Source organism: Pandoraea terrae, from assembly GCF_902459695.1.
In the GTDB taxonomy this organism is placed as follows: Bacteria; Pseudomonadota; Gammaproteobacteria; order Burkholderiales; family Burkholderiaceae; genus Pandoraea; species Pandoraea terrae.
Window position 1 is genome coordinate 53,311 of sequence record NZ_CABPRZ010000014.1, and the last position, 22,812, is coordinate 76,122.

Sequence of the window (22,812 nt, forward strand, 5' to 3'; positions counted from 1 at the left end):
ACACGCCATGTCGCAACAACTGCAAACCCTTATCGACCAAGCCTGGGAAAACCGTGCCGAGATCTCGGCCAAGGCGGCGCCTGCCGACGTGCGTGACGCCGTCAACCACGTGCTGGCCGAACTCGACCGCGGCGCACTGCGCGTGGCCGAGAAGCAAGACGGCAAGTGGATCGTCAACCAATGGCTCAAGAAGGCCGTGCTGCTCTCGTTCCGCCTGGAAGACAATGCCGTGCAACCCGCGGGCGGCTTCACCCAGTTCTACGACAAGGTGCCGAGCAAGTTCGCCAACTACACGGCCGAAGACTTCGCCCGCGGCGGCTTCCGCGTGGTGCCGCCGGCCGTCGCGCGCCGTGGCTCGTTCATCGCAAAGAATGTCGTGCTGATGCCGTCGTACACCAACATCGGCGCCTATGTCGATGAAGGCACCATGGTCGACACGTGGGCCACCGTTGGCTCGTGCGCCCAGATCGGCAAAAATGTCCATCTGTCGGGCGGCGTCGGCATCGGCGGCGTGCTCGAGCCTCTGCAGGCCAACCCGGTCATCATCGAAGACAACTGCTTCATCGGCGCCCGCTCGGAAGTCGTGGAAGGCGTGATCGTCGAAGAAAACTCGGTCATCTCGATGGGCGTGTACATCGGCCAGTCCACCAAGATCTACGACCGCGAAACCGGCGAAGTGCATTACGGCCGCGTGCCGGCCGGCTCCGTCGTGGTGCCGGGCAACCTGCCCTCGAAGGACGGCAAGTACAGCCTGTACTGCGCCGTGATCGTCAAGAAGGTCGACGCCCAGACGCGCGCCAAGACCGCCATCAACGATCTGCTGCGAGGCGAATAAGATGACGGCAGTGCTGTATGGCATTCCCAATTGCGATACCGTGAAGAAGGCGCGCGCCTGGCTCGACGAGCATGGCGTGGGCTACGATTTTCACGATTTCAAGAAGGCGGGCGTGACCGACGCACTGCTCGGCGCCTGGCTGGTCCAGGTGCCGCTTTCAACCCTGCTCAACCGCAAGGGCACGACGTGGCGCAAGCTCACGCCCGAGCAACAGACCGCCGCAGCAGCCGAATCGGCGGCGCGCGCGCTGATGATCGCGCAGCCGTCGCTGATCAAACGCCCCGTGCTGGTCGCGCAAGGGCGCGTTACGGTGGGCTTTGCGCCCGATACTTACGCTTCGCTGCTCTGATTCATGACTTTCCCCAACGGCGCCACGCTGGCGCTTACCGAGCAACTGATCGCCCGTCACTCGGTGACGCCTGAAGACCGCGACTGCCAGGCCATCCTGATGCGCCGGCTGACCGCGATCGGCTTTGCGTGCGAGACCATCGCCTCGAACGGCGTGACCAATCTGTGGGCGGTCAAACGGGGCCGCCAGGGCGCCGACGGCAAGCTGCTGGTCTTCGCCGGCCACACCGACGTCGTGCCGACCGGCCCCCTCGAACAGTGGCATTCCGACCCGTTTGCGCCGACGCATCGCGACGGCAAGCTTTATGGACGTGGCGCGGCTGACATGAAAACCTCGCTCGCCGCGTTCGTCGTGGCCTCCGAGGAATTCGTCGCCGGACACCCGGCGCATGACGGCGCGATCGGCTTCCTGCTGACGAGCGACGAGGAAGGCCCCGCGACCGACGGCACGGTCAAGGTGGTGGAGGCGCTGATCGCCCGCGGCGAACGTCTCGACTACTGCGTCGTGGGCGAACCGACGTCGAGCGCCACGCTCGGTGACATGGTGAAAAACGGCCGGCGCGGCTCGATGTCGGGCAAGCTCGTCGTGCGCGGCGTGCAGGGCCATATCGCCTACCCGCATCTGGCAAAGAATCCCACCCATCTGTTTGCCCCGGCGCTGGCCGAGCTGACGCAGACGGTGTGGGATAACGGCAACGAATACTTCCCGCCGACGACGTGGCAGATCTCGAACATCCACGCGGGCACCGGTGCGACGAACGTCATTCCGGGCGAACTGAACGTGATGTTCAACTTCCGCTTCGGAACGGCGAGCACCTCGGACGGACTGCAGAAGCGTGTCCATGCACTGCTCGATCGCCACGGCCTCGATTACACGATCGACTGGAGCATCAGCGGTCAGCCGTTCCTCACGCCGCGCGGCGATCTGTCGGCCGCGCTGTCCGATGCGATTCGTGCGGAAACCGGGATCGACACCGAACTGTCGACGACCGGGGGTACGTCCGACGGCCGCTTCATCGCGCGCATCTGCCCGCAGGTGATCGAATTCGGACCATGCAACGCCAGCATTCACAAGATCGACGAGCATATCGAAGTCGCGCACATCGAACCGCTCAAGAATATCTACCGCGGCGTGCTTGAACGCCTGGTCGCCTGATCGCCTGATTGCCGTTCCGGCGCGGCGGGCCCTCACGCCCGCCCGCCAATGCCCCATGCATGCGCCGGCACAACGCCGACGCGCCACTCCCGGGAGGGACTATGTCCACGCATCCGTTTATCACGCTGCGAGATTTGCTGCGCTATGCCGTGTCGCGCTTTACCGAAGCCAAGCTGTCGTTCGGCCATGGCACCGCCAACGCGTACGACGAAGCCGCCTATCTGCTGCTGCACACGCTCCATCTGCCGCTCGACACGCTCGATCCGTTTCTCGATGCACGTTTGCTGCCGGCCGAGATCGAGCGCGTGCTATCAGTCGTCAATCGGCGCGCCGGCGAGCGCGTGCCCGCCGCGTACATTACGAACGAGGCCTGGATGCACGGCCAGCGCTTCTACGTCGACGAACGCGTGATCGTGCCGCGCTCGTTCTTCGGCGAATTGTTCGAAGAACAGCTGCAGCCGTGGGTAGCACACCCGGATGCCCTCGAGGATGTCCTCGAACTGTGCACCGGCTCGGGCTGCCTGCCGATCCTGGCAACGCAGGCATTTCCGTCCGCCCACATTGACGCGGTCGACATCTCGGCGGACGCCCTGGCGGTTGCGCGGATCAATGTCCGCGACTACGGCCTCGAAGACCGTATCACGCTGTTTCAAGGGGATCTGTACGCGCCGCTGCCCGCCGGCAAGCGCTACCCGCTGATCGTCACGAACCCGCCGTACGTCAACGAAACCTCGATGCAGGCCTTGCCCCCCGAATATCTGCACGAACCGCGCCTCGCGCTCGCCGGTGGCGGCGACGGCATGGACGTCGTGCGCCGCATTCTTGCCGGCGCGCGTGAACGCCTGACCGACGACGGCGTGCTGGTGGTCGAGATCGGCAACGAGCGTCACCATGTTGAGGCGGCATTCCCCGACCTGCCGCTGACGTGGCTGCCGACCAGCAATGGCGACGACATGGTCTTTCTGGTCCACGCCGCCGACCTGGCCTGATCGTTCGGCATCCTGACCCGTCGTCCACGAGGGAGGACCCAAGCCGCCATGACGTTCAGCTGGTTCGATATCGGATTCGCCGTCGGCTTGGTGCATGTCATGGGTATCGCCGCGGCGATCCATGCCGTCATGACGGTGCGCACGTCGCAAGGCGCCGTTGCGTGGGCGGTATCGCTCGCGACGATGCCGTATCTCACGCTGGTGCCCTATCTGTTTCTCGGCCGCTCGAAATTCATCGGCTACGTGGAGGCGCGCCGCGCGCGCAATCTGTTGATGCGCACGCGCGTCGGTGAAATCGACTGGAGCGGCATCTCGCCGCTGGCGGCGGACGCACACCCCGAGTTCAGCGCGCTCACTGACCTGACCGACATCCCGTTCGTCGCGGGCAATCGGGTGCGGCTGCTGATCAACGGACGCGCGACATTCGATGCCATCTTCGCCGCCATCGACCGGGCGCGCGATTACATCATCGTGCAATTCTTCATCGTGCACGACGACACCCTCGGGCGCGAGTTGCAGCGCCGTCTGCTGGCGCGTGCGGCCGCGGGGGTGAAAGTCTACTTTCTGTACGACCGGATCGGCAGTCACGATCTGCCGCGCAAATACTGCGAACGGCTGATCGCGGGCGGCGTGATGGTCCACGAATTCACGGCCGCCAAACGCGGTCTGTTCGTCAACCGGTTCCAGCTCAATTTCCGCAATCACCGCAAGATCGTCGTGATCGACGGCAACGAAGCGTTCATTGGCGGACACAACGTCGGCAATGAATACCTCGGCGAAAAGCCGCCGCTGGCGCCCTGGCGCGACACGCACATCGCGATCGAAGGCCCGGCCGTCATCGGCATCCAGCGCGCCTTCGCGGAAGACTGGCACTGGAGCAACGGCAGCGTCCCCCCGCTCAACCACACGCCGGCCGAGGTCGACGGCAATATGCACTGCCAGGTGGTGCCGAGCGGGCCGGCGGACCGGCTGGAGACCGCTTCGCTGTTCTTCGTGACGGCAATCAACGCGGCGCGCGAGCGCATCTGGCTGACAACGCCCTATTTCGTCCCCGACGAAGCGGTGTTCGCAGCGCTGCGCCTGGCCGTGCTGCGCGGCGTCGATGTCCGCATCCTGATCCCGAGCCGCCCCGATCATCGGGTGGTGTATGTGGCCACACAGTCCTACGCGCATGAAGCGGTGCGCAGCGGCATCGAGGTCTACCGCTACCGGCCGGGCTTTTTGCATCAGAAGGTGGTGTTGATCGACGACCGTGCCGCCGCCGTCGGCAGCGCGAACCTGGACAACCGGTCGTTCCGGCTCAATTTCGAACTCATGCTGCTGACGGTCGACCATGACTTCGCCGCCAGCGTCGCCCGCATGCTCGACAACGATTTCGCCGACAGCACACCGATCGAGCGGGATGCGCTGCGCAGTCTTGCCTGGTGGTGGCGCACCGCCATGCGCGTTGCGCGGCTGTTCGCACCGATTCTTTAGGGCCTGTTCACGCCCCGAATCACCCAAATATGGGCACGGATTCGCCGGGCCGGTAAAATACGCGTTTGCCGCAATTTCGACGGCATCTCTTACCCCATTTGCCGTGATCCGATTTGAACACCTGACCCTCGCCCGCGGCACCAAACCGCTCTTCGAGGACACCTCGGCCGTCATCAATCCAGGCGAATCGGTCGGCCTCGTCGGCGCCAACGGCGCCGGGAAAAGCACCCTCTTCGCGCTGCTGCGCGGGCAGTTGCACGCCGACGGCGGCGACGCCTTCGTGCCGAGCGGCTGGCGTGTCGCCCATGTGATGCAGGAGACCCCCGCGGTCGAACGCACGGCGCTCGATTATGTCCTTGACGGCGACACGCGCCTGCGCGACATCGAAGCGAGCATGGCCGCCGCGCAAACCGCCCACGACGGCCACGCCGAAGCCGAAGCGCATACGGCCTTCGCGGATGCCGACGGCTACACTGCGCCGGCGCGCGGCGAAGCGCTGCTGCTGGGCCTCGGTTTCACGCTGGCGCAGACGGCACTGCCCGTCGCGAGTTTTTCGGGTGGCTGGCGCATGCGCCTGAATCTTGCGCAGGCGCTGATGTGCCCTTCCGACCTGCTGCTGCTCGACGAACCGACGAACCACCTGGACCTCGACGCGATCGTCTGGCTCGAAGACTGGCTCAAGCGCTATGCCGGCACACTCGTCATCATCTCGCACGACCGGGAATTTCTCGACGGCGTGTGCAACGTCACGCTGCACATCGAGAACCAGCAGTTGAAGCGTTACGGCGGCAACTACAGTCAGTTCGAGATCCTCCGCGCGCAACAACTTGCCTTGCAGCAGAACGCCTTCGAAAAGCAGCAGAAAACGATCGCGCATCTCGAATCGTTCATCGCTCGTTTCAAGGCCAAGGCATCGAAAGCCACGCAGGCGCAAAGCCGGGTCAAGGCACTCGAGAAGATGGAACGTATCGCGCCGGCGCACGTGGCCTCTCCGTTTACGTTCGAATTCCGTCACGCCGACTCGGCGCCGAATCCGATGCTCGTGCTCGACGCAGTGCGTTGCGGCTATACGCTGGGGGACGATAGCGAAAAGGTCATCCTGCCGCGTGTGACGATGTCCGTACAGAACGAACAGCGAATCGGCCTGCTCGGGGCGAACGGCCAGGGCAAGTCGACACTCATCAAAACCTTGGCCGGCACGCTCGCGCCGCTGGCCGGCGACGTCAAGCAAGGCAAGGGGCTGCAGATCGGTTACTTCGCCCAGCATCAGGTGGAGACGCTGCGCCATGACGACTCGGCGCTCCGGCATTTGCAGCGGCTTGCCCCCGATACGCGCGAACAGGAACTGCGCGACTTCCTCGGCGGCTTCAATTTTCGCGGCGACATGGCGACCGCATCGATTGCGCCGTTCTCCGGCGGCGAGAAGGCACGGCTCGCGCTGGCGCTGATCATCTGGCAAAAGCCCAATCTGCTGCTGCTCGACGAGCCGACGAACCACCTGGACCTCGAAACACGCCACGCGCTGACCATGGCGCTCGCACAGTTCGACGGCACGCTGATCCTCGTCTCGCACGATCGACATCTGCTGCGCGCGACGACCGATCAGTTCCTGCTCGTGGCCCACGGCGAAGTGCAGCCGTTCGACGGCGATCTCGACGACTACCGTGACTGGCTGCTCAAGCATGCCGCCGACCAGCGCGCCGCCGCGCGCGAAACGGACAGCGACAACAACGGCGCCTCGGACGTCAACCGCAAGGATCAGAAGCGCTTCGAAGCACAGGAGCGGCAGCGTCTGGCACAACTGCGCAAGCCGTTGCAGCGCAAGATCGAGAAGCTGGAGAAATCGCTCGAAACGCTGAGCGAAGAGAAGGCGAAGCTCGACGCCGTGCTGGCCGACAGCGCCACGTACGAGGACACGAAGAAAGCGCTATTGACGCAGAGCCTGAAGCGTCAGGGCGAAGTCACCGCGCAACTGGCGGACGTCGAGGCCGAATGGCTGATGGCGCACGAATCGCTGGAACAGATCGTTTGAGCCACCCGGTCGCGGCCTTGCCGCCGCGGCTCGGACGCTGCCCCACGCTAGAATCCCGCAACGGTCGAAATGGCGTGCTCGAGCCGGTCGACGGCATGGACTTCGAGTCCGTCGATCGGCTGCCGCGGCGCGTTGGCTTTGGGAATGATCGCAATCGAGAAGCCGAGTTTCGCGGCCTCTTTCAACCGATCCTGACCGCGCGGACTCGGACGAATCTCGCCCGCCAGCCCGACTTCCCCGAACGCCACGATGCCGCGCGGCAACGGCTTGTTGCGCAATGACGAATGGATCGCGAGCAATACCGCGAGATCGGCGGCCGGCTCGGTAATCTTCACACCGCCGACGGCATTGAGGAACACATCCTGATCGAAACACGCGATGCCCGCGTGACGATGCATCACCGCGAGCAACATGGCCAAGCGATTCTGTTCAAGGCCGACCGCCAGCCGGCGCGGATTCGGCACCTGGGCGGTATCGACGAGCGCCTGCACCTCCACCAGCAACGGACGCGTACCCTCCTGCGTCACCAGCACGCAGGACCCCGGCACTGTCTGCTCGTGCTGCGAAAGGAACAGTGCCGACGGATTCGCAACGCCGCGCAAGCCCTTCTCGGTCATGGCGAACACGCCGAGTTCGTTGACCGCCCCGAAGCGATTCTTGAACGCACGTACGAGCCGGTACGAAGAATGCGTATCGCCTTCGAAGTACAGCACCGTGTCGACGATGTGTTCAAGCACGCGCGGACCCGCCAGGCTGCCTTCCTTCGTAACGTGCCCGACCATGATGACAGTCACGCCGCTTTGCTTGGCGCAGCGCGTGAGCTGCGCGGCGCATTCGCGCACCTGGGCCACCGAGCCGGGCGCGGACGTCAGCGCTTCGGAATATACCGTCTGGATCGAGTCGATGACGACCACGTCCGGCTTCTCCGATTCGATCGCGCCGAGGATTTTCTCCAACTGGATTTCGGCCAGCAGGTCAAGCTCGCCGCCACCGGCTTCGAAGCCGCCTCCCAATCCCAGACGCTGCGCCCGGAGCGCAATCTGCGCGCCCGATTCTTCACCGCTGACATAGAGCGCGCGGCGTTCGCGCGACAGGTGCGCGAGCGACTGAAGCAGCAGGGTCGATTTGCCGATGCCCGGGTCGCCGCCGATCAATACGACGCCTCCCGCCACGAGGCCGCCGCCCAGCACCCGGTCGAACTCGCTGACGCCGCTGGAGAAACGGGGAACATCCTGCGCTTCGATCTCGGCAAGCTTGCGCACCGGCGTGCTTTTGGCCAACGCCTGGTAGCGATGTCCCGAGGACGTTTCCGCCACCGATTCGACCAGCGTGTTCCAACCGTTGCAATGCGGACATTGGCCTTGCCATTTCGGGGTCTGGCCGCCGCACTCGGAGCAGGTGTAGACAGTCTTGGCACGGGCCATGCGAACGATTTACCTTGAAAGAGAAACAGATGACCGACGGCGGATTGCCGCCGGCGGCAGCAAGCTTCGCCCGAATCCGGGCGTTGCCTGTTTTGCCACGTATGCGAGGGCCTGTTCACGCTAATATCGCGAGCCCGATATTAGCGTGAACAGGCCCTAGCTGCGTATTATTGCGGGTCGACCTTGACGCGACGCGCCACTGCGCACATCAGCTCGTAGCCCAGCGTGCCTGCGGATTCGGCCACCTCGTCGATTGGCATGCCACGGCCCCACAACGTCACCGGCGAACCGACGCGTGCTTGCGGCACCGGGCCCAGATCGACGCCCAGCATGTCCATCGAAACCCGGCCGACGGTGCGCGTACGCACGCCATCGACAAGAATCGGCGTGCCGGTCGGCGCGACGCGCGGATACCCGTCAGCATAGCCGCATGCCACGACACCGACGCGCATCGGCACGTCCGCCGTGAACACGCTGCCGTAACCGATCGTGCTGCCGGCCGGAACCTCCTGGATGCCGATCAGTTCGGATTCAAGCGTCATTGTCGGTTTCAGGTCGAGACTCTCGGCGGTGACCGCCGTGCCCTTCGGCGACGACCCGTACAGCATGATGCCGGGACGAATCCACGCGCCGTGAGCTTGCGGATGAAACAGCGTGGCCGCCGAGTTTGCGAGGCTGCGCTCGCCCGGCACGTCGCGCGCGCCACGCTCGAACGCTTCCATCTGGTACGCGATGCCGCGCTCCCCGTCAGCGTCCGAGAAGTGCGTCATCAGCACGATCTGCCCCACCCCCGGGATGGTGCGCGCGCGTTCCCACGCGGCACGAAATCGCTCGGGCGTGAAACCAAGCCGGTTCATGCCCGTATTCATCTTCAATTGGATGCCCAACGGCTTGCTCAAACGCGCAGTCTCGAGCATCCGCAGCTGTTCGTCACTGTGAACGGTCGTCGTCAAACCGTACTTGTCGACGATCGCCAGGTCCGACGGCTCAAAGAACCCTTCGAGCAGGAGGATCGGACCGGCCCAGCCGAGTTCGCGCAGGCGCACGGCTTCTTCGAGATCGAGCAGCCCGAAACCGTCGGCATCGCGCAGCCCCGGATAGGCGTGATCGATGCCATGCCCGTAGGCATTGGCCTTGACGACAGCCCAGACCTTCGCATTCGGCGCGTGGCGACGGGCGACATCGAGATTGTGGGCAAGTGCGGAAGTGTGAATCGTGACTTTGATCGGACGCGGCATGGCAAGCGGGTGGGAGAGACAAGGGGCCGGGCATATGACCCCGCGCACGGGGATCGGTTCAACGCACCGGCAGGCATAACGCATGCGCATATTTTCGTGTTATAAAGCCGTGCGCACAACTTGTTTTGCAATATTTATCCCGATCAAGAACAGCTGTCCCGGACAGCGGGCGAACGGGCGCCATCCATGGGGGTTTCATTGGCCGATCCATTGCCGGAATGACGGCAATTGATGCTATTTGCGCGCAAATTGGCCGGAAATCCCCCTGTGTTCAAGCCCGTTCGGGCGCCACTGGGGCGCCACGGATACTTATAACCGAGACACGCACGCACGACGCCGCCCGGGATCGACTCGAGTACCGATGAAGAAAGGCTTTTACACCATCATGGCCGCGCAGTTTTTTTCGTCGCTGGCCGACAATGCATTACTCATCGCAGCTATCGCGCTCCTCAAGGACTTACACGCACCGCAGTGGATGACGCCGCTGTTGAAACTGTTCTTCGTCCTGTCCTATGTGATCCTCGCCGCCTACGTCGGCGCCTTCGCCGATTCGATGGCCAAGGGCCGCGTCATGTTCATTACGAATACGATCAAGGTCGCCGGCTGCCTCATGATGCTGTTCGGCTCGCACCCGCTCCTCGCGTACGGTGTCGTCGGCTTCGGCGCCGCCGCGTATTCGCCGGCGAAGTACGGCATCCTGACGGAGCTGCTGCCGCCCGAAAAGCTCGTGGCGGCGAATGGATGGATCGAAGGACTCACCGTCAGTTCGATCATTCTCGGCACCGTCCTCGGCGGGGCCTTGATCAGCCCGCATATCTCCCACGCCATCCTGGCGCGCATGCCGGCCGTGATCACCTCGCCGGCGGCAGCGGCGATGATCGTCATCGTCGGCATTTACGTCCTTGCAGCCCTGGTCAACCTGCGCATCCCCGACACCGGTGCACACTATCCGCGTCAGGAACACAATCCAATCAAGCTGGTCAGCGATTTCGCGGACTGTTTCATGACGCTATGGCGCGACAAACTGGGTCAGATCTCGCTTGCCGTCACGACGCTCTTCTGGGGCGCCGGTGCCACCCTGCAGTTCATCGTCCTCAAGTGGGCGGAAAAGGCACTCGGCATGACACTGTCCGAAAGTGCGTTGCTGCAGGCGGTATCCGCACTCGGCGTGGCCATGGGTGCCATGCTCGCGGCTGCGCGCATTCCGCTCAAACGGTCGTTGTCGGTATTACCGGTCGGCATCGCCATGGGGCTCGCCGTGATCGCCATGGCCTTCTTCTCGAAGGACCTGCTCACCTTCGGCGCGGACTGGAAGGTACCGCTGTATTTGGTCATCGCCTATATCTTCCTGATCGTGGTGGGCGCGCTCGCAGGCTTCTTCGTCGTGCCGATGAACGCGCTGCTCCAGCATCGCGGCCACGTGCTGCTCTCGGCGGGCCACTCGATCGCCGTGCAGAATTTCAACGAGAACCTGTCGGTGCTCGTCATGCTCTGCCTCTACGCGCTGCTGATCTGGCTCAACGTCTCGGTCAATATCGTGATCGTGCTGTTCGGGCTGTTCGTGTCGGGGACGATGTGGCTCGTCATGAAACGTCATCGGGCCAATCAGCGCATATTCGATTCGGTGGCGCTGATCGGCGAAGTCAAGCATTGATATGAAGTCATCCATTCCCATCGCCCTGACGATCGCCGGCTCGGATTCGAGCGGCGGCGCGGGCATTCAGGCCGACTTGAAGACCTTTTCGGCGCTCGGCGCGTACGGTGCGAGCGTGATCACGGCGCTGACGGCCCAGAATACGCGTGGCGTGACCGACATCCACACGCCGCCCGCGCAATTCGTCACGGCACAGCTCGATGCGGTGTTCCAGGATCTCGACGTCGATGCGGTCAAGCTCGGCATGCTGGGCAACGCCGATATCGTGCACGCCGTTGCCGCGGCGCTGCGCCGTTACAAGCCGCGTTACGTGGTGCTCGATACGGTCATGCTCTCGAAAAGCGGCCACGCGCTGCTGTTGCCCGACGCCGTGGCAGCATTGCGCGACGAACTCCTTCCGCTCGCGGACCTGATTACACCGAACTTGCCTGAAGCAGGGGCGCTGCTCGGCGTCGCATCCGCCGAGGACGAAGCGGCCATGACGGAACAGGCCCAGGCGCTGCGCCAACTCGGCGCACGCAATGTCCTGGTCAAGGGCGGCCATCTGTCGAGCGCGGAAAGCCCCGACTGGCTGGTCAGCGATGCCGGCGTAACGCGCTTCCATGCCCCGCGCATCGCCGCACACAATACGCACGGCACGGGTTGCACGTTGTCGGCCGCCCTCGCCGCCCTCAGGCCGCGCCGGGAAGACTGGCCAAGCACCGTGCGCGACGCGAAGGCGTATCTGAACGGCGCGCTGGCCGCCAGCGACCGCCTGCACGTCGGCCACGGCATCGGCCCCGTACATCACTTCCACGCGATCTGGCCGAAGGATTGAGTTCGCGCAGGTGTTCGCCTGTCATTCGGCTGGCGCCGGCGCAATCGCCAGACGCGCCGCATCGCGCACACGTGCGCGTGCCGAGAGTTCGTCAATGCGGCGCACCGCGCGCTCACGCCATCCCTGCGGCACCACGAAGCCACGATCGCGCTCGTGCCACTCGCCCGCCGGCGCAACGTCGGCATCGGCGCTCACCCTGCCGGCCGCATCGAGGCTGTCGCCAGCCCGGCGCAAGGCAACGATCAGGAGCGGCTCCGCCATCCCGCCCCTCGCTTCCATGTCCGCCCACAGACTTTCGATCCGCGCGTGCAACGCGGGCAGCGTGAGCGCCTCGTCGGCCGCGACGCGCGCCGGCGCAAGCCAACGCACGCGCGGCAGGACCGCCCAGGCCTCGGCAGCCGAGCCGTTCACTGCCCCGCTCGCCCACGCCCACCAGGTGTCCATGCCGGCCCACCAGCCGCGCCCATGACCGGGGGCGATCATGACCGGCACGCGCGACGCCTCGCCGAGCGGGTGGAACAGCCATCCTTTCAGATACGCTTGCGGCAGCCACGGTCCGGGCGCCGGCAATACGCTCCGGGCGGCATCGATGGTCGTCAGGCGCAATTGATGATCCAGCAGGCGCTCGACCTTGTCGGCGAGACTGTCGGCCAGATTCGGCCCAAGCCAATGAAATTGCAGCGCGCGTTCCGTCAGGGCGGATGCCGCTTGCGCCGGTGGCACGTAGAGATAGAGTTTGACGGCCAACTCCCAATGCAGCAGCGCGGCATCGGCGTGGCGGCGCAGCAGGAAATCGCACTCGCCCAATGTCATGCCCCCGCGTCTCGCATCGCGGACCTGCAGGCCGGCGGCCAACAATTGGTGCTGGTGGTCCTGATCCAGGAAGAAATGCAGCAGGCGTTCCGCATAGCGCCCGAGCCGGGTGCGCTCACCGCCTGCGAGGAACCTTGCGAGCGGTTCGGGGGCGGCATCGAGCGCGAGCAATTGCGCTGCAATGGCTCGGTGGCTGTCGCCACCGGCATGCCCGAGTGCCGCGGGAAACGCGCCGGCGTCCAGCAGATCGTCGGACAGCAGTAGCCACGCGAGGTCGCGCACTGGCGGCTCGCGCAGGGATTCGATCAGTCTTCGGCAGCGGTCCGTGTACAAATCGACTCGTAAGTGGCGCGGGCAAGGCACCAATCCGTCCAGGCCTTGGACTTGTCCGCCAAACTGCGTAGCAAATAGGCCGGATGATAGGTCACGATCACCGGCACGCCTTCGTACTCATGCACACGTCCGCGCAAGCTGGCGATGCTCGCTTGCGAGCGCAGAATGCTCTGCGCGGCGAAACGCCCCATCACGACAATCACGCGAGGCTTGAGCAACGCCACCTGGCGCTTCAGATACGGCTCGCAACTGGCCACTTCCTGTGGCGCCGGATCGCGGTTATTCGGCGGCCGGCATTTGAGCACGTTGGCGATATAGACATTCTCGCCCCGTTGCAGCGCGACCGCACGCAACATATTGTCGAGCAGCTTGCCGGCCTGTCCGACGAACGGCTCGCCCTGCAAATCCTCTTGCTGTCCCGGCGCTTCGCCGACCAGCAGCCAGTCCGCACGGCGATCGCCGACCCCGAACACGGTTTGTGTACGTTTCTCGCACAATCCGCAGTCCCGGCAATTCGCAACGCGCTCGGCCAAGGCATCCCAATCGAGCGTGTCGAGCGACGGCCTGGCCTGCGCGGGCGCGTCAGCCTCCTGACGCATAATGGACCACAGTGCCGCGTCTGCCGCATCATCGGCGTCGTCGGACGCCCAGACCGGAAAGTCGTCCACGGGCCCTGCGGCGTCTGCGGGAACCGCCGTTTCAGGGGGCACCGCCGCTTCGCGGGGCATCGCCTCCAACATTGCAACGTCGTCGTCCGCCGCTGCGACGGCAACGTCCGCCACATCGGCAGCTGCCGCCGTGGCGCCGCCTTTGGCCCCCCAAACAGGCCAAAGCCCGAATTCTTCGAGAATCGGTTTAGGCCACGGCACGATCAATCTCCCAGGACAAACGCATGACGATGGCATCCTCACGCCGGCCGTCGGCCGGATAATAGCCCTTGCGCCGGCCGATTTGCGCGAATCCGAAGCGTTCGTAAATGCGTAGCGCACGGCCGTTCGACGGACGCACTTCGAGCAAAATGCCGCCCATGCCGTCCGCACGCGCCACGCGCACGATCTCATTGAGCAGCATGACGCCGAGTCCGTTGCCCTGCAGGGCCGGTCTCACGCACACGTTGAGCAAGTGCGACTCGTCGACGACCGGCATCATCAGGAAGTAACCGAGCAACTCGCCATTCACCGCGCGCAAGCACACGCCTTGATGCGCGGCGTCAAGGGAGTCGATGAAATTCTGTCGTGTCCAGGGAAACGGATACGCGATCTGTTCGATGGCGACGACTTCATCGATGTCGTCGGCCGTCATCGGGTCGAAGTAATGGGCCCCCGTCTGCTGCATCAACGGCCCTCCTTCGTCGCTTGCCGTTCCGCCGTCGTTTGCGCCACCTTGTTGCGCACATAGAACGGCATCGCCTGATCCGCGGGAATCGCTTCCCCGCGCGCGAATGCGCGCGCCGCCAACACGGCCACCGACTGCGCATGCGGCATGGCGTCGGGCATCACTGCACGCGCCTGCGCCGCGGCCGGCAGCCGGTCACCGAATGCCGCCGCCGCATTGCCCGCGAGCACAAAGGCGGTATCGGGCGTCGGCACGCGCTGGGCGGCATCGAGCGCGGGCCCCTGCTGCGTCCGCCAGTCGCCTGACGATGCGTCCCAGATGAAATCAGCCCAGTAGGCCTCATCCATGCGGGCGTCGAGCGCGACAAGCACGCGATCGGCCGAAGGATCGCGATCACGCGCGGCTTCGGCGCAGGCCATCAGCGTGCCGACCGGCACCACGGGCAATCCCGCGCCGAAGGCGAGGCCCTGGGCCACACCGCACGCGGTGCGCAAGCCGGTAAACGACCCCGGACCGGCGCCGAACGCAATCGCGTCGCAATCCGCCAGGCGCAGGCCGGCCGATTCAAGCACTTCGCGCGCGGCGGGAAGAATCCGGGTACTGGAGACGGGCCCCGTATCGAGATGACGGGCGACGATGCGCGGCGCGCCGGGCACGGCGGGATCGTCACGGTACAGCGCGACCGAACAGAACTCGGTCGACGTGTCCAAGGCAAGAAGCGTAATCGAAGGCATGCCGCTATTGTAATCGGGAGCGCCCGTCCATGAGCACGACCCGAGCATCCATTGCCGCAAATCGGGGGTGTCCGAGGCGCGCCGAATCCAGAATGCGCCCCCGCCCGGTTCCGGCCTATTTCCCTCATCGAAATACCTACGTGCACTTTTCCAGGATTCTATGTATAATGCCCGCTTCGCCTTACGGGCACGTTGAAGTCGGTTCCGTGCGGCGAACATTGTTTGCGTTTTGCCCCAATCCAGTGATAGGCCGAAGTTTCGGCGCGACACCGCTGCCTCCTCTTATGAGGAACTCGAGGAAACTCGATGCGACCGGTACCCGCCCCGTGGCCTACGATTCGGAAGAAGATTCCGCTTTCTGCCCCATCCGCGATTTGCATCGATTTGATCCTGCTTGCGACGAATTGGGTTTGCCGATTGGCGCCAACGCCTTAAGAAACCCCTCACTTCGCAAGAGGACTCATGGAACAGCATTCCAAGCTGTCTGCCATCGCGCAGACGTATTTCGATTCGTCCGAAGAAAACACCACCCAAGCGGCCCCCCAGGCTGAAACCGTTGCGCCGGCGCCCACGGGCCCCACGTTCGCCGAACTCGGCCTGAACCCCGCCATCCTGACGGCGCTGACCGCCGCCGGTTACACGAACCCGACGCCGGTGCAACAGCGCGCCATTCCGTCGGCGCTCGCCGGCCGCGACCTGCTCGTGTCGAGCCCGACCGGTTCGGGCAAGACGGCAGCTTTCATGCTGCCGGCCATCCACCGCTTTGCGGAAATGCAAGCCAACGGCGAGATGAACCGTGCTCCGGCGCATCCGCGCAACGAACCGGCCGCGCCTGGCGAAAAGCCGCGCAAGGGCCAACGGGTTCGCCGCGCGCCGGCAAAGCCGCTGCTGCTCGTGCTGACACCGACGCGTGAACTGGCCCAGCAGGTTTCGACCGCCGCCGATACGTACGGCCAGCAACTGCGCCGCCTGAAGTGCGTCAGCATTCTGGGCGGGATGCCCTACCCGCGCCAGCTGGAAATGCTGGCCAAGCAACCCGAGATCATCGTGGCCACGCCGGGCCGTCTGCTCGACCACATCTCGAGCGGCAAGATCGACCTGTCGTCGCTGCTGATGCTGGTGCTCGACGAAGCCGACCGCATGCTGGACATGGGCTTCATCGACGACATCCAGACGATCGTCGACGCCACGCCGGCCACGCGTCAAACGCTGTTGTTCTCGGCCACGATCGACGGCCGCATGGGCGAAATCACCCGCCGCCTGCTGCGCGATCCGGAAACCATCGAGATCAAGGCGGGCAACGACCAGCGCGCGAACGTCAACATCGAACAGATGCTGCATTACGTCGACGACCGTGCCCACAAGGACCGTCTGCTGACCCACCTGCTGGGCAACGACGCGCTTGACCAGGCCATCGTATTCACGTCGACGAAGCGCGATGCCGACCAGATCGCCGATCAGCTCGAGCAAGCCGGCTTCGATAGCGCCGCGCTGCACGGCGACATGCCGCAAGGTGTGCGTAACCGTACGCTGCGCGCCCTGCGCGAGCGCAAGGTCCGCGTGCTGGTCGCCACCGACGTCGCCGCGCGCGGTATCGACATACCGGGCATCACGCACGTGTTCAACTACGATCTGCCCAAGTTCGCCGAAGACTATGTGCACCGTATCGGCCGTACCGGCCGTGCCGGCCGCCGTGGCGTCGCCGTGAGCCTTGCCGCCCACGGTGAAGTCGGCGCCGTGCGCCGCATTGAACGCTATACGCGCCAGCCGTTGCCGGTGAACATCGTCGTCGGTTTCGAACCGCGCCGTTCCACGCCGAAGTCGGTGCCGGGCGGCAAGCGTCCGGGCGGCCCGGGTCGTGGCGGTCCGCGCCATGGCCAGGGCGGTGGCGGCCGTTGGCAAAGCGGCAACCGTGACGGCAATGGCTATCAAGGCCAGCGCTCGTTCGGCGGCCCGAAGCCGAGCGGCAACCCGTTCGGCGGCGAGCGCCGTGAAGGCTTCAGCCATGGCGGCAACACCGACCGTTTCGACCGCGGCACGCGTTCCATCGACGGCAACCGTCAAGATCGTCCGGCGCGTCCGTTCGAAGGCGGCCAGCGTCAGGACAACGGCGGCTTCCGTACGGAAGGCGGCTATCGTCAAGACCGCGGCACGCGCTCGTTCGAGGGCGGCCAACGTCAGGACCGCGGCGGCGAGCAGCGCTCATTCGGCAACCGCGGCAACGGCGGCGGCAGCAGCTACGGTTACGGCAACAAGTCGAATCGCCGCGGCTGATCGCGCGTACGTGCACCCGGCGCGCCCAGCGCGCCTGGCAAACGCATGAAACAAAAGCCCTGCGGGTTCATTGAACCCGCAGGGCTTTTGCGTTTTCCGCTGTCATGCGGTCGTTACACCATCACGACCTTAACGGCGCACGCTGGCGAACCTGTCCGTTGCTTCAATCAAATAATGGAGAATCAGCGGTTCGTTGAATGCGTGCCCGGCGTCGATCGCCCAGTGAAAATCGGCCTCGGGCCACGCGCGATGGAGCGCCCATGCGGTCTTGGCCGGCGTCGCGACATCGTAGCGCCCTTGCACAATCACCCCGGGGATGTCGCGCAGAAGATAAGCGTCGCGAAGCAACTGATCCGGCGCGAGAAAGCCATCGTGTGTGAAATAGTGATTCTCGATGCGCGCGAAGGCGATCGCGTAATAGGCATCGCCGAACGATGCCGTCAGCGCCGCGTCGGGCAGCATCGTGATCGTACCGCCCTCCCACATGCTCCATGCCCGCGCCGCGCGCAGCTTTTCCACCTCATCGTCGCCGGTCAGGCGCCGGCGATACGCGGCAATCAGGTCATGGCGCTCGTCTTCCGGAATCGGTTCAAGGAAGGCCTCCCAACGATCCGGAAACAGCCACGACGCCCCTTCCTGGTAATACCAATGCAGCTCCTCGCGGCGGACCGTGAAAATCCCCCGCACGATCAACTCGCTCACGCGCGATGGGTGCGTCTGGGCGTAGGCCAACGCGAGCGTGCTACCCCACGAACCGCCGAATACGAGCCATTGCGCGAAGCCGAATTTTTCGCGCAGCCGCTCGATATCGGCCACCAGATCCCACGTCGTGTTGTGATCAAGGCTCGCGTGCGGCAACGAGCGCCCGCATCCGCGCTGGTCAAACAATGTGATGCAGTATTTGTCGGGATGGAACAGACGCCGCTGCTCGGGTGAACAACCGCCGCCGGGGCCGCCGTGGAGGAACACGGCCGGCTTGCCATGCGGATTGCCGCATTGCTCCCAATAGATCTGATGGCCATCGCCAACGTCGAGCATGCCGGCGGCGAATGGCGCGAGCGCCGGGTAAAGTCCGCGCAATGTGACGGGCCGGCTCTCGGTGACGATGCCCTTGCGGGCGGCAGGTGCGAAAACGCTGTCTTGACTCATCGATATCCTCGCTTCGATCACACTTCAGTGTAACCCGGCCGGCCCGGCAAAGTACGCGAGCCCCTGCGGCAACCCGCCCGGTTTTCCGGCGCATGAAGAAAGGCGGCCGTGTCGCCACCGCCGCCTTTCATCGCGTGAGTCGGGCGCGCGCCGCCGCTCAGACTTCCTCGTATAACGGCAACGTCAGGAATTCGACGAAATCTTCGCCAATGCACATCTGCTCGAAGATTTGCGCGGCGCGGTCATACGTCGACGCGGGCTGGCCGACGAATGCCTTCACCTTGACCAACTCATCGGCGATGAGGCCCTGCACAAGCGCGGCCGTCACCTTGCGACCATCTTCCAGATGGCCCTTCGGCGAACGGATCCACTGCCACACTTGCGAGCGCGAAATTTCCGCCGTCGCCGCGTCTTCCATCAGATTGTGGATCGGCACGCAACCGTTGCCTGCCAGCCACGAACCCAGATAGTGAATGCCGACGTTGATATTGCCGCGCAGGCCCGCTTCGGTGATCGGCGTTTCCGGACGGAAGTCGAGCAGGTCCTTGCCCGCCACATCGACGTCGTCGCGTTGCTTGCCGATCTGGTTCGGCGCGTCGCCCAGCACTTTCACGAATTCCTCCATCGCCACCGGCACGAGCCCGGGATGAGCGACCCAGCCGCCGTCGTAACCGTCGGTAGCATCGCGCGCCTTGTCGCTGCGAATGCCGATCATGGCGCGCTCGTTCGCGGCCGCATCGTGCTTGATCGGAATCAATGCGCTCATGCCGCCGATGGCCGGGGCACCGCGGCGATGGCACGTCTTGAGCAGCAACAGCGCATAGGCGCGCATGAACGGCACCGTCATCGTGATCCGGCCCCGGTCGGCCAGGCAGAAATCGCGGTCGGCCTTGAACTTCTTGATGCACGAAAAGATATAGTCCCAACGGCCTGCGTTCAAACCCGCGCTGTGTTCGCGCAGCTCAAAGAGGATTTCGTCCATTTCGAATGCGGCGAGGATCGTCTCGACGAGCACCGTTGCCTTGATCGTGCCTTGCGCCATGCCGAGTTCGTTCTGCGCCAGCACGAACGCGTCGTTCCACAGGCGCGCCTCAAGATGGCTCTCGAGTTTCGGCAGGTAGTAGTACGGACCGAAACCGCGCGACAGGGCTTCATTCGCATTGTGGAAGAAGTGCAGTCCGAAATCGAACAGGCCGCCCGACACGCGCTGGCCGTCGACGAAAACATGCTTTTCATCCAGATGCCAGCCGCGCGGGCGCACGATGAGCGTCGCGGTCCTCTCGTTCAGACGATATTGCTTGCCGTTCTGTTCGAGGCTGATGGTCCCGCGCACGGCGTCGCGCACGTTGATCTGGCCGTCGATCTGGTTGTGCCAGTTCGGCGTATTCGAATCCTCGAAGTCCGTCATGTAGCTGTCGGCACCCGAGTTCAGCGCATTGATGATCATCTTGCGCTCGACCGGGCCGGTGATTTCCACGCGCCGGCATTCCAGCGCCTTCGGCAGCGGCGCAATGCGCCAGTCGCCCGTGCGGATTGCGCGCGTTTCCGGCAGGAAGTCGGGGGCTTCACCTGCATCGAGACGCCGGGTACGCTCGGCGCGGGCGGCCAGCAATGCCTGGCGGCGTGCTTCGAATGCACGGTGCAGCTTCGCGACAAAGGCCAGCGCCTCGGTCGTCAGAATGGTTTCGTGGTGGGGGGCAATGTCGGCCTTGATTTCCACGCCGGCAGGCAACGTGAGCGCCATGGGATCTCCTGAATCTTGTTAGGGGTGAAACATTACGACACGCGCCGAGGGCATGCATGTAGGGGCTTCATGCGCGTGCCGTGCCTTGCGATTCGACGAAACGCTGCAAATCGCGCATGTCGCGCCCCATCCCTTGCGGCGTGACGCCGAGTTGTTCGACCGGCAGGCCGGCCCGATTGACCCAGAAGGTCACGTATCCGAACCAGGCCGCGCCGGCCACGTCCCAGCCATTGCTGGAGACAAAAACGATTTCCTCTGCCTTCAGGCCGAACGCCTTCGTGCCAAGCTGATACGCCTCGGGGGCAGTCTTGTATTTGCGGACCACGTCGACGGACAGGACATGGTCGAACATGTCCCGCATGCCCGCGCTCTTCAGGCCGATATCGAGCATCCGGGGATCGCCGTTCGACAGGACCGCCAGCCCCAAACCGGCCGCGCGCAACGCGCGCAGCACCGGCAGATTCTCCGGAAACGCGGACAGGCAGGTGTATTCATCCATCAGCCGCTTCTCTGCCACGGGCGAGAGCGTCAGGCGCAGGCTCGCCGCGGCGTAACGCAACGCATCCGCGGTGATATCCCAGAACGGCCGATAGTGCTCGCCGCGCGGACTCGAAAGCGTGCGCAACTGCGTGTATTCGATCTGTTTGGTGCGCCACAACGCCGCCAGCGCCGCCCCTTGACCGGGAAACAGCTGCTCGGCCGCCGCCGCTACGGAGTACACGTCGAACAACGTGCCGTACGCGTCGAAAATCACTGCCTTGGGCGAGTTATCAGATGGCATGGCTTAGGTATAGCTTGTTTTTACCGCCCGATTGTATTATTTATAAATGGAGTTACAAAAGACCGCAAAGATCACTTTATTTTTTACTTTTTTCACTATAGTCGAGGGGTGACTGGCACGTGGACCGCTTCAAACAGATCGAAACGTTCGTGGCCGTGGCGGCCAAAGGCGGCCTTTCCGCAGCGGCTGCCATGGAGGGCGTGGCGCCCGCCATCATCGGCCGGCGCATCGACGCGCTCGAAGCCCGGCTGGGTGTCAAGTTGCTGGTTCGCACCACACGGCGCGTGACGCTGACCTTCGAGGGTTCGTCGTTTCTCGAAGACTGCCAGCGAATCCTGAACGAGATGCACAACGCGGAAGCCACGGTTTCGGCCGGCGGGGTCAAGGCCAGCGGTCATCTGCGCGTGACCGCGCCGGCGGGATTCGGCCGGCGCCACGTTGCCCCGATGCTGCCGGGATTCATCGCGGCGCATCCGGACGTGACCGTCACGCTCGACCTGTCCGACCGGTTGGTCGATCTCATCAACGAAGGGTTCGATTGCGCCGTGCGGCTCGGTGAATTGCCCGATTCGAGTCTCGTGTCGCTGCGTCTTGGCGAAAACCGGCGTGTGTGCGTGGGCGCGCCTTCGTATCTCGCTCGCTGCGGCCAGCCGGAATCGCTCGAGGATCTGGCACGTCACAACTGCCTCGCCTTCGGCGCGAGCGCCAACCAGCAGCGCGGCTGGACGTTCTCGCAAAACGGCAAGGTCGTCATCACGCGTGTGTCGGGCACGCTCGAATGCACGGACGGCGCCGTCCTGCATGAGTGGTGTCTGGAAGGCCAAGGGCTGGCATGGCGCTCGTGGTGGGAAGTGGGCGACGATATCCGGCAAGGCCGCCTGGTCACCGTGCTCGACCAATTCGCTGCCCCGCCGATCGGCATTCACGCCGTTTTTCCCCAACGCAAGCACTTGCCACTGCGCGTGCGCCTGTTCATCGATCATCTCAAGCACCACTACGGCAATCCCGGCTATTGGAACGACGTGGCGGCGCCAGCACCCCTTGGTCAGGCATCCCAATCGATCGCCAGTCCGTACCCGGTACCCTGATCGCCGGATGCACGCAGCGCGCGCCACGGGGGTTAACCCCCCGTTGTTGCGACGCGCCAAATCCTGAAGAATCAAGGGGCTACAAACAAGGAACTAAAATCAAGTTGTCATTCTGGCCATGCAACCTGCGGGAGGTCATATGCTGTTCACTCATATCCTCTTACCCACCGACGGCTCGGAGTTGTCTGCCAAGGCCATTACCGGCGGACTCGAACTGGCCCGCGCCCTCGGCGCCAAAGTGACCGGCTACTGCTGTCTCGCCGAATATCCCTACTCGCCTTTCAGCGAGTACGTCCTCGAAGCCCCTTCCACGTTCAGTGAACGCATCGCGCAGGAAGCCGCGGCCCATCTCGACCGCCTGGCCGAAAAGGCTGCCGCGGCCGGTGTGCCCTTCGATCGCGATACCTCGACATTCCCCGCGCCCTACCTCGGCATTATCGACGCCGCAGAACGGCATCGTTGCGACGTCATCCTGATGGCCTCTCACGGCCGGCGCGGCTTGACAAGCCTGTTGCTCGGCAGCGAAACGCAACGCGTGCTCGTGCACTCGAAGATTCCGGTGCTCGTGTACCGGTAATGCGCGGTGAGCCCG

20 protein-coding genes are annotated in these 22,812 nt (G+C 64.4%); 11 read left to right on the top strand and 9 right to left on the bottom strand.

Annotation, left to right across the window (positions count from 1 at the left end; translation table 11 throughout):
- Positions 1-7: 7 nt before the first annotated feature.
- From dapD to PTE30175_RS16705, 6 genes are all read left to right on the top strand, one after another.
- Positions 8-835, top strand: a complete 828-nt coding sequence (dapD, locus tag PTE30175_RS16680) for a 2,3,4,5-tetrahydropyridine-2,6-dicarboxylate N-succinyltransferase (RefSeq protein WP_150698189.1) — start codon at positions 8-10, stop codon at positions 833-835.
- Position 836: 1 nt separating this feature from the next.
- The gene (locus PTE30175_RS16685) at positions 837-1,184 is read left to right on the top strand and encodes an arsenate reductase (protein ID WP_150698190.1); all 348 of its coding nucleotides are present in this window, start codon (positions 837-839) and stop codon (positions 1,182-1,184) included.
- Positions 1,185-1,187: 3 nt separating this feature from the next.
- Positions 1,188-2,339, top strand: a complete 1,152-nt coding sequence (gene dapE / locus PTE30175_RS16690; RefSeq protein ID WP_150698191.1) for a succinyl-diaminopimelate desuccinylase — start codon at positions 1,188-1,190, stop codon at positions 2,337-2,339.
- A gap of 101 nt (positions 2,340-2,440) precedes the next feature.
- The gene (gene prmB / locus PTE30175_RS16695) at positions 2,441-3,328 is read left to right on the top strand and encodes a 50S ribosomal protein L3 N(5)-glutamine methyltransferase (RefSeq protein ID WP_150698192.1); all 888 of its coding nucleotides are present in this window, start codon (positions 2,441-2,443) and stop codon (positions 3,326-3,328) included.
- Positions 3,329-3,376: 48 nt separating this feature from the next.
- On the top strand, positions 3,377-4,804 hold the full coding sequence (gene cls / locus PTE30175_RS16700; protein WP_150698193.1) for a cardiolipin synthase: 1,428 nt from the start codon (positions 3,377-3,379) through the stop codon (positions 4,802-4,804).
- Positions 4,805-4,907: 103 nt separating this feature from the next.
- Positions 4,908-6,836: an ATP-binding cassette domain-containing protein gene (locus PTE30175_RS16705; RefSeq protein WP_150698194.1), complete on the top strand. Its 1,929-nt coding sequence runs from the start codon at positions 4,908-4,910 to the stop codon at positions 6,834-6,836.
- A 47-nt stretch (positions 6,837-6,883) separates the two neighbouring features.
- On the opposite strand, the gene radA is transcribed toward PTE30175_RS16705, so the two are convergent.
- Positions 6,884-8,260 carry a DNA repair protein RadA gene (gene radA / locus PTE30175_RS16710; RefSeq protein WP_150698195.1) on the bottom strand — a complete coding sequence of 459 codons (1,377 nt, stop codon included), beginning with the start codon at positions 8,258-8,260 and terminating at the stop codon, positions 6,884-6,886.
- 167 nt (positions 8,261-8,427) lie between these two features.
- A complete protein-coding gene (gene alr / locus PTE30175_RS16715) occupies positions 8,428-9,498 on the bottom strand; it encodes an alanine racemase (protein ID WP_150698196.1) in 1,071 nt (356 codons plus the stop codon).
- 361 nt (positions 9,499-9,859) lie between these two features.
- On the opposite strand from alr, the gene lplT reads away from it, so the two are divergent.
- On the top strand, positions 9,860-11,152 hold the full coding sequence (gene lplT, locus PTE30175_RS16720; RefSeq protein WP_150698197.1) for a lysophospholipid transporter LplT: 1,293 nt from the start codon (positions 9,860-9,862) through the stop codon (positions 11,150-11,152).
- Between the two features lies 1 nt (position 11,153).
- Entirely contained in the window at positions 11,154-11,969 is an 816-nt protein-coding gene (gene thiD, locus PTE30175_RS16725) for a bifunctional hydroxymethylpyrimidine kinase/phosphomethylpyrimidine kinase (RefSeq protein ID WP_150698198.1), read from the top strand.
- A 21-nt stretch (positions 11,970-11,990) separates the two neighbouring features.
- On the opposite strand, the gene PTE30175_RS16730 is transcribed toward thiD, so the two are convergent.
- The 4 genes from PTE30175_RS16730 to tsaB are packed head-to-tail and all read right to left on the bottom strand — an operon-like array spanning position 11,991 to position 15,184.
- Positions 11,991-13,115 (bottom strand): DUF1853 family protein, encoded by a 1,125-nt coding sequence (locus tag PTE30175_RS16730; RefSeq protein ID WP_191629107.1) that lies wholly within the window; start codon positions 13,113-13,115, stop codon positions 11,991-11,993.
- Entirely contained in the window at positions 13,088-13,984 is an 897-nt protein-coding gene (locus PTE30175_RS16735; protein ID WP_150698200.1) for a uracil-DNA glycosylase, read from the bottom strand. Before PTE30175_RS16735 ends, PTE30175_RS16730 begins: the two co-directional genes overlap by 28 nt.
- Complete coding sequence (gene rimI / locus PTE30175_RS16740; RefSeq protein WP_150698201.1) at positions 13,971-14,450, bottom strand: ribosomal protein S18-alanine N-acetyltransferase; 480 nt, start codon at positions 14,448-14,450, stop codon at positions 13,971-13,973. Before rimI ends, PTE30175_RS16735 begins: the two co-directional genes overlap by 14 nt.
- Positions 14,450-15,184 carry a tRNA (adenosine(37)-N6)-threonylcarbamoyltransferase complex dimerization subunit type 1 TsaB gene (tsaB, locus tag PTE30175_RS16745; RefSeq protein ID WP_150698202.1) on the bottom strand — a complete coding sequence of 245 codons (735 nt, stop codon included), beginning with the start codon at positions 15,182-15,184 and terminating at the stop codon, positions 14,450-14,452. The genes rimI and tsaB overlap by 1 nt, the downstream gene beginning before the upstream one ends.
- A gap of 462 nt (positions 15,185-15,646) precedes the next feature.
- Between tsaB and PTE30175_RS16750 the strand changes: the two genes are divergently transcribed.
- On the top strand, positions 15,647-17,458 hold the full coding sequence (locus tag PTE30175_RS16750) for a DEAD/DEAH box helicase (RefSeq protein WP_150698203.1): 1,812 nt from the start codon (positions 15,647-15,649) through the stop codon (positions 17,456-17,458).
- A gap of 129 nt (positions 17,459-17,587) precedes the next feature.
- Here the strand turns inward: PTE30175_RS16750 and pip are convergent, their stop codons facing one another.
- The 3 genes from pip to PTE30175_RS16765 all read right to left on the bottom strand — a co-directional run bounded on the left by pip (position 17,588) and on the right by PTE30175_RS16765 (position 21,132).
- Entirely contained in the window at positions 17,588-18,607 is a 1,020-nt protein-coding gene (gene pip / locus PTE30175_RS16755; RefSeq protein ID WP_150698204.1) for a prolyl aminopeptidase, read from the bottom strand.
- Positions 18,608-18,764: 157 nt separating this feature from the next.
- Positions 18,765-20,351, bottom strand: a complete 1,587-nt coding sequence (aceB, locus tag PTE30175_RS16760) for a malate synthase A (RefSeq protein ID WP_150698205.1) — start codon at positions 20,349-20,351, stop codon at positions 18,765-18,767.
- 67 nt (positions 20,352-20,418) lie between these two features.
- Entirely contained in the window at positions 20,419-21,132 is a 714-nt protein-coding gene (locus PTE30175_RS16765) for a haloacid dehalogenase type II (protein ID WP_150698206.1), read from the bottom strand.
- A gap of 119 nt (positions 21,133-21,251) precedes the next feature.
- Between PTE30175_RS16765 and PTE30175_RS16770 the strand changes: the two genes are divergently transcribed.
- Both PTE30175_RS16770 and PTE30175_RS16775 read left to right on the top strand, forming a co-directional pair.
- Positions 21,252-22,220 (top strand): LysR family transcriptional regulator, encoded by a 969-nt coding sequence (locus PTE30175_RS16770; RefSeq protein WP_150698207.1) that lies wholly within the window; start codon positions 21,252-21,254, stop codon positions 22,218-22,220.
- 142 nt (positions 22,221-22,362) lie between these two features.
- Positions 22,363-22,797, top strand: coding sequence for a universal stress protein (locus PTE30175_RS16775; RefSeq protein ID WP_191629111.1), 435 nt, complete (start codon positions 22,363-22,365; stop codon positions 22,795-22,797).
- Positions 22,798-22,812 lie beyond the last annotated feature (15 nt).

What these genes read in the sequence shown, in the direction of transcription:
- dapD (WP_150698189.1), top strand. Translation starts at nt 8, where the DNA reads ATGTCGCAACAACTGCAAACCCTTATCGACCAAGCCTGGGAAAACCGT.
- PTE30175_RS16685 (WP_150698190.1), top strand. Translation starts at nt 837, where the DNA reads ATGACGGCAGTGCTGTATGGCATTCCCAATTGCGATACCGTGAAGAAG.
- dapE (WP_150698191.1), top strand. Translation starts at nt 1,188, where the DNA reads ATGACTTTCCCCAACGGCGCCACGCTGGCGCTTACCGAGCAACTGATC.
- prmB (WP_150698192.1), top strand. Translation starts at nt 2,441, where the DNA reads ATGTCCACGCATCCGTTTATCACGCTGCGAGATTTGCTGCGCTATGCC.
- cls (WP_150698193.1), top strand. Translation starts at nt 3,377, where the DNA reads ATGACGTTCAGCTGGTTCGATATCGGATTCGCCGTCGGCTTGGTGCAT.
- radA (WP_150698195.1), bottom strand. Translation starts at nt 8,260, where the DNA reads ATGGCCCGTGCCAAGACTGTCTACACCTGCTCCGAGTGCGGCGGCCAG.
- alr (WP_150698196.1), bottom strand. Translation starts at nt 9,498, where the DNA reads ATGCCGCGTCCGATCAAAGTCACGATTCACACTTCCGCACTTGCCCAC.
- lplT (WP_150698197.1), top strand. Translation starts at nt 9,860, where the DNA reads ATGAAGAAAGGCTTTTACACCATCATGGCCGCGCAGTTTTTTTCGTCG.
- thiD (WP_150698198.1), top strand. Translation starts at nt 11,154, where the DNA reads ATGAAGTCATCCATTCCCATCGCCCTGACGATCGCCGGCTCGGATTCG.
- rimI (WP_150698201.1), bottom strand. Translation starts at nt 14,450, where the DNA reads ATGCAGCAGACGGGGGCCCATTACTTCGACCCGATGACGGCCGACGAC.
- tsaB (WP_150698202.1), bottom strand. Translation starts at nt 15,184, where the DNA reads ATGCCTTCGATTACGCTTCTTGCCTTGGACACGTCGACCGAGTTCTGT.
- PTE30175_RS16750 (WP_150698203.1), top strand. Translation starts at nt 15,647, where the DNA reads ATGGAACAGCATTCCAAGCTGTCTGCCATCGCGCAGACGTATTTCGAT.
- pip (WP_150698204.1), bottom strand. Translation starts at nt 18,607, where the DNA reads ATGAGTCAAGACAGCGTTTTCGCACCTGCCGCCCGCAAGGGCATCGTC.
- aceB (WP_150698205.1), bottom strand. Translation starts at nt 20,351, where the DNA reads ATGGCGCTCACGTTGCCTGCCGGCGTGGAAATCAAGGCCGACATTGCC.
- PTE30175_RS16765 (WP_150698206.1), bottom strand. Translation starts at nt 21,132, where the DNA reads ATGCCATCTGATAACTCGCCCAAGGCAGTGATTTTCGACGCGTACGGC.